The sequence below is a fragment of the Proteus sp. G4380 genome, from assembly GCF_963885725.1.
GTDB lineage: Bacteria > Pseudomonadota > Gammaproteobacteria > Enterobacterales > Enterobacteriaceae > Proteus > Proteus mirabilis.
Genome location: NZ_CAWPAV010000033.1, coordinates 1 through 11,934 on the forward strand (window position 1 = coordinate 1; position 11,934 = coordinate 11,934).

An 11,934-nucleotide genomic window follows, 5' to 3' on the forward strand; every position below is an offset into this window, starting at 1 on the left:
AACCTCTTTTCTATTTTTCAATGTTCTTATTAGCTTTAGATTATTTTATCTATTTCTATCATGTGATTTCTAGCAGATCTTATTCTATTTAATTAATTGTTATTATGGTTTTAAAAAATAGATGCAATCATATTAAATATATGTAAAGTTTAATGTGATGTCATTGATAAATAAATCCACATTTTATTTTAAGGCTAATGCTTTTTATCAAGCATTTTATTGCAGTTGATAAAGGCCATCTTGATTCAAATATCTAGCTAAAAAAGACAAATTATAATTACAAGAGGTAAATAAAATGCAACACACAATTAATTCACAATATGATGAAATGGTTGATTTTCTAAAGGAGTTAGTGAATATCGATAGCGGCTCTTATGATAAACAAGGGGTTGATACAGTCGCTGATCTTTTAATTCAACGCTACCAAAAATTAGGTTTTGTTGTTGAAGTATTTGAAAATGAACAACTAGGGAATAACTACCGTTTAGTTCATAAAGATGCCACAAACCCACAAATTTTTATTGCTGCACATTTAGATACCGTATTTCCTAAAGGAACAGTAGCAGAGCGTCCATTTAGTATCGATGGCTCCCGTGCCTATGGCCCCGGTGTTATTGATATGAAAGCTAGCCATGTTTTAACTTACTATGCGATTAATGCACTCAAACAAAGTGGCGATCTCTCTTATCAAAATGTTGAAATATTGCTTAACTGTGATGAAGAAATAGGGTCAAAAACATCGCGTCATTTAATTGAAAAATATGCAAAAAATAAAGCTTATGCATTAATTATGGAGCCTGCTCGTGCGAATGGTGCCATTGTTAGCGCTCGTCGAGGTGTTGGAACTTATGAGCTGTTGATTGAAGGTAAAGCATCTCACTCAGGTATTGCACCAGAAGCAGGAATTAGTGCTATTCAAGAGCTCTCATACAAAATTCAGGCCCTACATGCGCTTTCTCGCCATGATGAAGGTCTTTCCGTTAATGTCGGACTGATTTCTGGTGGTACATCTGTCAATACGGTTGCACCCCATGCACGAGCTGAAATCGATGTGCGTATTTCAACGGATGAGCAGGGGATTGAAATTGATAAGCAAGTCAGAAAAGTTTGTAGTCAACCTGTGTTAGCGGGGGTTAAATTAACGCTAAAAGGTGGCATTAATCGCCCTCCAATGGTGAAAACACCTGAAAGTGCCAATTTAATAGAAATCATTAAACAGCAAGCGGATTTAATTGGCTTAGCTATTGAAGATATTTCAACCGGAGGAGGATCTGATGCCTCATTTACTGCCGGTGTGGGCACACCAAGTGTTGATGGATTAGGCCCTATTGGTGGCTATCAACATAGTGATAAAGAATATCTCGATTTACCGTCATTGACCGAAAGGACAGTGCTATTTGCAAATGTTATTAAGCATCTGTCTCAATAAGGTGAATGTATGGAAAAGAGTAAAAAAATAAAATGGGCTATGCCTGATGCCTTTATTATTATTTTTGGCATCGTTATTTTAGCGGCCATCGCCACCTATTTGATCCCCGCAGGAAGTTATCAGCGGGAAACCGTTAATGGATTAAACCGCGTTGTCCCTAATAGCTTTAATTATGTTGCACAAAATCCAGCTTCATTGATGGATGTGTTTTATGCAATCCCTGTAGGGTTAAAACAATCTGCCAGTATTATTTTCTTGATCTTTATGATTGGTGGCGCGATTGCCATTTATGATCGCACCCGTGCTATTGATTCAGGTATTAATGCGCTTATTGTTAAAACCAAAGGTAATTATCAAGCTCTTATTATTACGGTTGCTTTTATTTTTGGTATGTTGTCATCCCTTGGGCTTGCGGCCAATGCCGTTATTGCGTTTATCCCTATAGGAATAGCCCTTTCGCGATCAATGAAACTTGATGCTATTACGGGGGTTGCAGTTGTTTATTTAGGCTATTATGCAGGTAATGCGGTTGGTGTATTAGATCCAACTATTTTAGGTACTGCACAAACATTAGCTGAAGTTCCTCTTTTTTCTGGTGTTATTTTTCGAGTTGTATTATTCGCTATCTTAATTGTTGTCACTATTGCCTATATTGTCTGGTATGCCAGACGTATTGCGAATGATCCAACGACCAGTTATATGTATGGAATAGCTAAAGATGATCCTGATTATGAACAGCCACACACTCAATCATTAGATAGCACCTTCTCATTGAGGCAAAAATTGAGTTTGGTGGTATTTATAGCGTTTATTGGATTGTTTTTATATGGCGCTTTTGAATATAAATGGGGGATTGAACATCTATCAGCCATTTTTATTATGATTAGCATTGTTGTGGCGGCTATGTTTAAAATTGCCCCTAATGACTATATCAAAACCTTTATGAAAGGTGCTCAATCTTTAGTGTATGGGGCATTGGTGGTGGGGATCGCCAGAGCGGTTATTGTTATTTTAGATGAAGGACGAGTGCTTGATTCTATTGTACAAGCCACATTAGTGCCATTACAGCAAACCTCTCACTTTTGGGGCGCTCAATTACTTTATTTCTTTAATTTACTGTTTAACTTGCTAGTCACATCAGGAACGGGACAAGCATCGATTGTTATGCCTATTATGGTGCCTATTCTCGATATTCTTGATCTTACACGTCAAACCGGTGTCCTTATTTTAAAACTCGGTGATGGCTTTACCAATATTATTACCCCAACATCAGGTGTACTTATGGCGGTACTGGCGGTAGGTAAAGTGCCGTGGACGCGTTGGGTTAAATTTGTATTCCCTATTTTAATGATTTGGGTCGTGATAGGTATGGCTGCAATTGGTATTGCTACCGCAATAAGTTATGGACCAGTGTAGCTTTGTACTAACGGATTATTAACGATAAATAGGTTATTAAGTATAAATAAAGTGCCGTTTGTTTAGTTACAAACGGCCTTTTTAAACCAACCTCATGGTGTCTTCAGTTGGTGTTCAAACCCTGTGACTAGTTGCTCTAAGCCAAAATTAAAACGCATGGCAAAATCATCAGCAAAAAGAATTTCTCTTACTTGCCAAGTTTGAGGGTATTTATCACGTACAATTTGTTCAAAAGCGAGTCGTTTTTGCATTAAAATTTCACTATCAATAAGCGTGATAGCTTGCTGTTCAATGCAACACCCTAAAATAAAATAGAGTAAGGTCATCGACATATTGCTCGCTAACTCAGCAGATGCACCAGACTGCATAATTAAAGTAATAAGCGTATTGTTTATACGTAACACATTTTCAGAAATCACATAGGTTCCGGCAAAAACTCTAGCACCATCACGATGTTGTAAAAAAGCTTCTCTTAGTTCTGTTGCTAGACGTTTTAGATCCGCTTTCCAATCTTGGCTATAGTGAAAATCAACAGCGACTTCACTGACTATACGATCTGCCATTCCCTCAATAAGCGTTTGTTTATTATCAAAATGCCAGTAGAGAGAGGCGGCTTTTATATGTAATGCATCTGCCAGTTTTCGCATTGTTAAGCCTTCAATCCCTTCTTTTTCCAGCAAAGAAAGCGCCGTATCTAACACATTTAATCGATCAATTTTAGGGCTTTTCATAAATAATTCTCATTTTCCTCTTTTCTATCTAACAATGTTAGTTTAACATAATTATCAAACCTAACAATGTTAGATTAAAGCGAAAGTTAAATATCACTAAGCTTCGCTTAGGAGTAGAAAGATGGAAAATATTCAATCAAAAAAAGAAAAAATCATGCAGTTAGTGATGGTTTATACACCTTGGATCACTGTGATATGTGTTGTTGCGTTTATTGGTATAGCGACTGCAGATTGGGATCGCTGGTGGAGTGATGCTCGTTATCAAACAACAGATAACGCTTACATAAAAGCGGACTCAACGATATTGAAATCACGAATGACTGGGTTTATTTCTCAGATTAATAAAGAGGATTACCAAGTAGTAAAACGTGGTGAGGTCATTGCTGAAATTAATAAGAAAGAACAAATATTAAATCGGCAAGCGGCATTAGCAGAGTATCAAAAAGCCCAATTAGCTTTAGATAATCTCACTGAAGAAATTAAAGAATATCAATTAAATATTGAGAAATTAGCTAATCGTTATCAAGCATCAGTTATTGATGTTATCCAAGCTAAGCGTAGTCCAATGTTGCGTAAAGATTTAATTAATAGTGGGGCAATCACACAACAAAATTATTTAGATGCTCAATCTGATTTGCAACGTTTAATGAAATTACAAAGTGCTGCGAAAAATGAGTGGGATCAGGCTAAACAAGCACTGGTATTACTAAAATCTCAAGAAAAAATACGTCTGGCACAAAAAGATATCGCTCAAACACAGTATCAGCAGGCTGAAACGGAGCTTTCATACGCGACTATTAAGGCTCCTTTCGATGCGCAATTAAATAAAATAAAAGTCAATATCGGTAGCCTTGTGACTGCGGGTAGCGAAATTGTGACTTTAACACCGATTAACGATGTATACATTATTGCCAATTTAAAAGAGACACAAATAAAAAAAGTACAGCCAGAACAATCTGTTGCTATCAAAGTTGATGCTTTTCCTACCGATGTTTTTTCAGGAAAAGTGAGATATATCGGCGCACAAAGTAGTGGTGAGTCAGCTCTTATTCCTGCTGATAATGCCAGTGGTAATTTTACTAAAGTAGTACAACGTATTCCGGTTTATATCACGCTCAATAGTGATAACCGACACTTAGCTAAATTAAGAGCGGGTATGTCTGTGCAAGTGAAAATTGACACAGAAAGCCTTCCTGTAGGGGAGGAGGGGGAGCGCAGTGATTAAATTATTATCAGCAACACAAAATCATCGTCCTATTTTTGTTGTTATGGCTGTTTTTACCGGGGCTATTTTATCAACACTCTTTGTACGTATGTTTTCTATCTCGTTAGCGGATTTAAGAGGCGTGTTTGGTTTAGATGTTGCACAAGGATCTTGGTTGAATGTGGCTCTTAATATAGCTCAATTGATCAGTATGACTCTTGTACCTTGGTTTATGGTGGTTTATGGCGCAGAAAAAATATTAATCAGTGCGAGTTTTATCCTTTTTTGTTGTGGATTAGCGGTTCCCATAATAGGACAACAGATTGGTTTTGGCGGACTTTTTATTGCTCATTTTATGATTGGATTTTGTATCGGAGTCTATTTGCCGATGACGATTTCATTAGCCTTAAAAAGTTTAAATCCCAGTGTTTGGCTAATCGTTATGGCGGCTTATAGCTTACGTGTTTCTGTAGGAATGGATGCGGGAGTGGGGATCTCAGGAGAATTTGTTGACATATTGAATTGGCGTTGGATTTATTGGTTATCCGCTATTTTCACCTTAGTCATCCTATTTTTTACCTGGTGGGGAATGCCACTCTCACCTATTAATAAAGCATTGCTCGCTCAAAGTGATTGGGGAGGAATGGCGCTTAAATGCTTAGGATTAACGCTATTATATATTGGTGTCGTTCAAGGTGAATTGTTAGGTTGGTGGGATTCTGGTCTGGTCGTGTCTTGCTTAATCGGTAGCGCTATATTGATGGGGACATTTATTATTAGAGCTTATATTTATAAACAAAGCTTTGGCCACTTAAATTGGATCAAAGATAGTAATTTACGGCTCTGCTTTATTATTGCCTGTTTATATGGCTTTTTGATGTTACCTAATTCGTTATTTATACCTTCATTTTTGAGTGTTGTTGGTGGGTTGAAACCACTACAAATAGGTCAAGTTACCAATCTTGCCTTCTTTATCTATCTATTATGTAGTCCAATAGCTATTTTTCTTGCACGGCGTTTAGAGCCACGATTAATGATGTTAATAGGTATTATGATTATTGGAGGAGCATGTTTAATCGGTCATCAAATTGATTATCAGTGGCGAGCTAATGATTTCTTTATTGTCATATCTATGCAAGCAATGGGGGAATGTTTGCTACTTATCGGATTAATTGCCTCATTTGTTACTAATATCAAGCCACAAGAAGCGTTACATTTAGGGGCATATATTTCGATAGCGAGAGTATTAATGCCAGCCCTTGCAGGAGCTATTATCAATACTTATTTGAGGATCTCATATGATACTCATTATGATTTGTTAAGAGGATACATACAAACTGGTGAGCAAAAATTAGCAGGGAATATTGCTGAACATTATCAAACAACGATGGCATTAGTAATAAGAGAAGCACATGTTGCCTCTTTTATTGATGGTTTTGATTTGATTATGCTCTTGGTTATTTTAGGTGCTCTTTGTATGTCATTTTTAAAATCGTCACCAGAAAATCCGGTAGTCCCAAGGCTAGTAAAATAAAAAACTGCCTGTTTTAGTACAGGCAGAAAATAAAATAAGAATAATATAATAGGAGAGAAATATTCTTGTTACATCAATATGATGAGTGTAAAAATTAATTGTATGATTTAAATAGTGATTGATTACCTGCTTTATCAAAAGCAATGACTTGATAAGGTTCTTTATAGTCCCCTGCATACATACCTAAGCTACCCGCTGGCATACCTGCAACAGCAATGCCTGTTTGCTTTTTATCCATTAAGTCTATATTTTTTAAGCTATCGATAGGAATATGTCCGACTAAGTCTTTGCCTTGGTATGTTGCATAGTGACAGCTTAATAAATTATCAGGGACTGCTGCTTGCTGATATTTTTGCATTAATTCTGTTTCAGAGACAATATTGACATTAACATCAAAGCCCGCTTCTTTTACACCATCAGCCCACAAATTACAGCAACCACAATTTTCGGTTTTATAAACTTCAACTACAGCATGATTTGCCGCTTGTACAGTACCACTAACCGTTGACAATACTAAGAGAGAGGGAAAAAGTAATTTTTTCATCATGTATTCCTTATAGATACGAATACAGAGAACAATAATCTTTCCCCCTACAGGAAGGTCAATTCAAATAAAGTATAAGCGTGTAGATTTTTGTAAAAATAAATATTTAGGGTTAATAATATAAATGTCTACATAAATAAAAAAGCCTTGATATAACATATCAAGGCTTTATATATTAATTATTTTAATTATTAACTTTCATTTTAATATCACCTGCTAATTTAAATCCATAACGACTTAAAGGTGATATTTTTATTTCTGTTAACTTTTCTTTTACATCAACTTTAATTTCTTCTTGAGGACGAATATAAAATTGACCAATACTATAACCGTTATTGCTTGGTAAAGAGCTAAAAGCGGGAGCCATACGAATAACTTGTTTACCATTATTCTTTAATATTAATTGATTATTGACTTGTTTTACTTCTAGATTTTTCCAAGGTTCACGCTCTATGGTTAACCCTTTTGGAATAATTAACATCGCAATATCTTGTCTGATAGGCATTTTTGTTGAATTGACCTTTGCAACACCAATACCTTGGAAAGAGGCTTTTAAAATTTGTTCATCATCAAATTCAATACCGTCTTTTAAAATAAAATTAATATTCTGACTTTGATCTGGCTCTATTCTTGTAATAGGTGGAGTTATAATAATATTTTTTGCTATTTCGTGTTGTTTATCTAAATCGCTGACTTTTGTTGATAATAAAATAGGTTCACTACCCGTATTTTTAACATTAAAAATCTTTCTTGGCTCTTCTGAATCTAAAATAACAGTCATGGTTTCCAATTGAAAACTAGCATGAGAAAAATGACTTATTAATAGAATGAGAAAAATCATTCCTTTTAGTATTTTCATAATTAGACTATCCTCTTTGTATTACTTACAAATTGCATCAACTTTTTCATATAAAAAGTCTGGATTAAATTCTTCTGGAACTGAATAATCAACAGAACAGATGTCACCATTATCTGATTTTACTTTTAGTGGCTTACCGATTTGCTCATTACTTATTATAACATTACCGTCCCCCATAATAACACCTATTAGATTTCCCTTATCATCAATAACACTATTTGCTGTATTAACAGGTTTACCATCTGGTTTTTTTATTTCTAATAAAACTTGCTTCATTGTATTGACAGGGATCTCACGAGAAAAAACAGTACCTTTTGCCAATGCAATATCAAAGGATGTTGTGCCTAACATAACATTGAGTGGTAAATTTTTAGTATTTAATAGAACAGTTGTTTTTTTATTTACAGGTAAGTTAGGAATAACGGCGGTACCAAAGTGATTAGTTATTGTCGTACCACCACCCATAGAGTTAACTAAAATACCAGATTGTCCTGGAACACGTAAAATACCGAAAGTATCTCCTAACTCCACAGGAGAAGTAGCAAATAATCCATCACTATAAGCAATAGCACCAGATGCTGTCAGCATCGCCGATTTTTGATTACTATTACTAAAGGAGCCTGTCGCACTAATTTGGCTGTAAGCGGTTGTTGCATTGATATTACCGCTAATATTCTTATCTTTACTGTCTTTATCAGCAGTTGCCCCGATAGAATATCTAAATAAATCATTATGATAATTACTATAATTTGTTGTTAAAGATGATGTTTTATAATGTTGGTATTGAGTACTAAATGATGATGAATTATTAATAGGTACGTTGATGTTTACAAATGTACGATCTTCAAAATTACTACTTTTTTGATAGCTAATATTAAAAGACATAAATGGAAATCTTTTTCCATAAGAAATGGTATTTGAATAATTGTCTTTTTTATCACCATAATATTGGCTATAGCTAAGGCTATAACTCAGTGATCCATAACGTTGATTTCCTAAGCTTAGAGATAATGAGCTTGATGTTTTTGTCTGATTATTAGCAAGATTATCATCTAATGGGTCTTCTATATTATCTATTTGTAGAGATTCATAGAGTGTGGAATAGTTGCGTGAACGATATATTGTTGATAAGCCTAGAGAGAATACTGATACAGGTAAACTTAAATTAGCATTTGCTTGGAAGCCATCACCTTTATTAGAAGAAGATGCATATTTAATACCAAAGCCAGTAGATAAAGGACGATGTTCACCAAAAACGCTATTTACGCTACCTACAATGGACTTATATTTTGATGATATTTCCATACCCCCTAGAAAATTATGATTTAAATAATTAATGCCACCTTCAAAACCGGTAATAAAAGGAGTATGTATGCGTTCATCACTTGAGTTTTTTCTATATTTCCCCATAAAAAAGTTAAAGCTGGTACTACTCTGTGGATTTTTTAAGTCTTTATTTGATGTAATAACATCAAATTCTTGAATAGTACCATCATCTTGAATAACTTTGACATGTAATGGTTGACTTGATGATACACCACTAATGTTATTTAATTGGAAAGGGCCTGCAGGTATTATCGTTCTATATAACAATCGATTATTTTGTGTGACTTCAACGGTAGCCGGTTTTTCAGACATCCCAGTAATAGGAACTGTCAACTTACTGTTTTGATAGCTACTATCTGAATATAATTGAAAACCATTCACATCAGCACTATCTAATAACTCACTATTAGATGTAATTTGGCCTAATTGTAAAATGGCTTTGATGCGTTCTATTGTACGTGAAAGCGTTGTTTCATTAAATCTATAGTAAGTTTTCCCATCACCTGAAGAAAAGCTACTGTTATTACGTAAAATCCAATTATAAAAATTTATACCTGTTTTAAAATCACCTTGATAAAAATTCCTATTATTAGAGCCATTTAACTTCATACCATAGATTCTATAGTTGTTGAATACCCCTAAGCCACCATAGGTTAATTCATTACCATAGGCACTTTGATCGAAGTAATCATCATTAATAGTGATATCAATAGAGTTGTTATTTGGGTGATAGGTAATATCTGATTTAGGATATATCTCTAAAAAATCAGCACAATCTGAATTTATCTCTTTTTTTTTAATTTCAGCTTATCTATTAATTGATTATTTAAGCAAAGATTACCTGATTCATTAATAAGAATATTATCAGAATAGTTAAGGCTACTATTTACTATAATTGTTACATCATGATAACCAGGAAGAAAATGACTTCCTTCTTTAAAATAATCAGCGATTTCACTGCCATAACCAAGAGATTTAAGTGAGTCAATATCAAACTCGATATTTTTATTATCAGCTAATGCTAAATTATTGTTAATTAGATAAGCTAATAATAAAAATATCATTTTACGATATCGAAAATGCATAATGAACCCCATAGTAAAACGTCGCGTTTTTAAATTTTAAGATCCAAATGAAAAATCGAATAATAGAGAGCCTGAAAGTTCTCCACCATCGACAAGAGGGCCATTTGTTTCTTTTAAACTATAAATTGTTGGTGAAATTTTTAACTTTAATTGATAGTTATTCCCTTTCGAAGGTGTTACACCATCTTGACTAAATCCGTTTAGAGTGCCTATTTTTAATTGTGGGCTTGTTTTTATTATTCCAATATTATTTTCGTTATCTGTTTCATAAATATTAACATCAATGTCATCTACTGTTGCTTTTTCAATAGATACCTGGAAAAAACCAATCTTACCTGTTGTATTTATAGTGCCAAGGCCAAAATGAGTTTGATCATTATCTGTGGTTGTTCCCATTTTTTCATCTGCTTTTATTGAAAATAGTACAGGTGAAACAGGTGAAGGACAGCTTATATTTATTAATGTATAACGATCATCTAACTTATTATTTTCATTAGATTTAAACATATAAGCTTTAAGATTATGATACTCTATGGTTATATCTTTTTGTGACACAAAACAATCATCATTAAATGATGGTGCTAGATCGTTATAAATATCTGCAAAAGCAGATGTTGATACTAATGAAATACTTAAAAATGGTAAGGTAAAATAAAAAGATTTTATAATATTCATAATAACCTAAAGCCAGCTAGTGTAGTTTCTTTTTCTGATGTATTTAACTAATTCGACCTTTATAATAATTTTTAATTAATTATACGCTTATAGAAAATAAAAAACAGTCTTGTAATTTAATTGGTGATTTTAAAATGGGTTTTTATATTCTATATCAAATCGGCTACTCTAAAATATATAGTCTATATAAGATAATTAATAAAAGACTTTCTATATCTGATAATTTATAAAAATATTTAAATAAAAACGTAAGAAACCCAAATGATTTCTTACGTTTTTTTTAATTAAATTCCGAATTGGAATGTTAATGTGGCTAAACCATCTAACTTAGCATCACCATCACTATTTTTTAGTGCGCTATTGATGGTTGGTGTGACTTCAAAATCTGCCGCAAATACTTGACCGTCAGCATAATCATTAGCATTACTACGAGCCCAACCTAATGAATCATTTTTTACTAGTGTCTTAGAAGTAGATCTGCCATATCTAGAATCCATTACATAGACTTTCTTTTCTTCACTAGTCAAATCTTCTTTTACTGTGGCATTTTTCATTGAAACTGTGTAGTAACCTACTTTAGTATCAACAGCCTCTTTTCCATCGACTGCCATCTTATAACTGCCTAAACCAAAATAAGAATCACCTTCTTTTTTTTCTGTCCCAGCTCTATTATCAGTAGGAGTAAAAGCTAGATAGGTTTTTGCATCACAAGTTACGACAATATTTTTTGATTGAGGCTCTAATGTTAAATCACCTTTTGCAGGGAAAAGGCCAGGAGTTACAGCAAAAGTATATTCAACAGTAGTTTCACTTGTTTCGCCATTGATGGTACAAGTTGGTGGTTGGATATCCCCACTTACTTTTAATTTAGCGGTTGGTGTCGCAGCGAAAGCGATACTACTTGATAAAGTAAGTAAAGAAATAGCTAATAAGCTTTTTTTGAACATATATCCTCCATGAGCGATATAAAACTATCTTAAAAAGATTATTTATAACCTCTCATATCGTTTGATTTTAAATAATAAAAATCTCAAGTTTTTAGAGTGACTCAAAGTATATAAAAATCATCTAAATAAGATTGCATTTATATATTATACTCGTATATATAAATATTAACACCCTTGGTTAAAT

General features: G+C 33.7%; 11 protein-coding genes. 4 read left to right on the forward strand and 7 right to left on the reverse strand.

The window, feature by feature from the left end; translation table 11 throughout:
* Positions 1-295: 295 nt before the first annotated feature.
* Positions 296-1,429, forward strand: coding sequence for a M20 family metallopeptidase (locus tag AACU98_RS02290; protein WP_161735448.1), 1,134 nt, complete (start codon positions 296-298; stop codon positions 1,427-1,429).
* Between the two features lie 9 nt (positions 1,430-1,438).
* On the forward strand, positions 1,439-2,845 hold the full coding sequence (locus tag AACU98_RS02295; protein WP_161735450.1) for a YfcC family protein: 1,407 nt from the start codon (positions 1,439-1,441) through the stop codon (positions 2,843-2,845).
* 92 nt (positions 2,846-2,937) lie between these two features.
* On the opposite strand, the gene AACU98_RS02300 is transcribed toward AACU98_RS02295, so the two are convergent.
* Entirely contained in the window at positions 2,938-3,576 is a 639-nt protein-coding gene (locus tag AACU98_RS02300) for a TetR/AcrR family transcriptional regulator C-terminal domain-containing protein (protein ID WP_012368614.1), read from the reverse strand.
* A 121-nt stretch (positions 3,577-3,697) separates the two neighbouring features.
* On the opposite strand from AACU98_RS02300, the gene AACU98_RS02305 reads away from it, so the two are divergent.
* Entirely contained in the window at positions 3,698-4,801 is a 1,104-nt protein-coding gene (locus AACU98_RS02305; RefSeq protein WP_161735453.1) for an HlyD family secretion protein, read from the forward strand.
* Positions 4,794-6,314 carry an MFS transporter gene (locus AACU98_RS02310; protein WP_161735455.1) on the forward strand — a complete coding sequence of 507 codons (1,521 nt, stop codon included), beginning with the start codon at positions 4,794-4,796 and terminating at the stop codon, positions 6,312-6,314. Before AACU98_RS02305 ends, AACU98_RS02310 begins: the two co-directional genes overlap by 8 nt.
* 94 nt (positions 6,315-6,408) lie before the next feature.
* Here AACU98_RS02310 and AACU98_RS02315 read toward each other — a convergent pair whose 3' ends face one another.
* From AACU98_RS02315 to AACU98_RS02340, 6 genes are all read right to left on the reverse strand, one after another.
* Positions 6,409-6,858: a DUF411 domain-containing protein gene (locus tag AACU98_RS02315; protein WP_004249975.1), complete on the reverse strand. Its 450-nt coding sequence runs from the start codon at positions 6,856-6,858 to the stop codon at positions 6,409-6,411.
* 184 nt (positions 6,859-7,042) lie between these two features.
* Positions 7,043-7,717, reverse strand: a complete 675-nt coding sequence (locus tag AACU98_RS02320; protein ID WP_004246565.1) for a fimbria/pilus chaperone family protein — start codon at positions 7,715-7,717, stop codon at positions 7,043-7,045.
* Positions 7,718-7,738: 21 nt separating this feature from the next.
* Complete coding sequence (locus AACU98_RS02325; protein WP_004249799.1) at positions 7,739-9,652, reverse strand: fimbria/pilus outer membrane usher protein; 1,914 nt, start codon at positions 9,650-9,652, stop codon at positions 7,739-7,741.
* A gap of 173 nt (positions 9,653-9,825) precedes the next feature.
* Entirely contained in the window at positions 9,826-10,128 is a 303-nt protein-coding gene (locus tag AACU98_RS02330; protein ID WP_223232002.1) for a hypothetical protein, read from the reverse strand.
* A 36-nt stretch (positions 10,129-10,164) separates the two neighbouring features.
* Positions 10,165-10,803, reverse strand: coding sequence for a hypothetical protein (locus tag AACU98_RS02335; RefSeq protein WP_058336146.1), 639 nt, complete (start codon positions 10,801-10,803; stop codon positions 10,165-10,167).
* 284 nt (positions 10,804-11,087) lie between these two features.
* Positions 11,088-11,750, reverse strand: coding sequence for a hypothetical protein (locus tag AACU98_RS02340; RefSeq protein WP_004246561.1), 663 nt, complete (start codon positions 11,748-11,750; stop codon positions 11,088-11,090).
* Between the last annotated feature and the right edge of the window lie 184 nt (positions 11,751-11,934).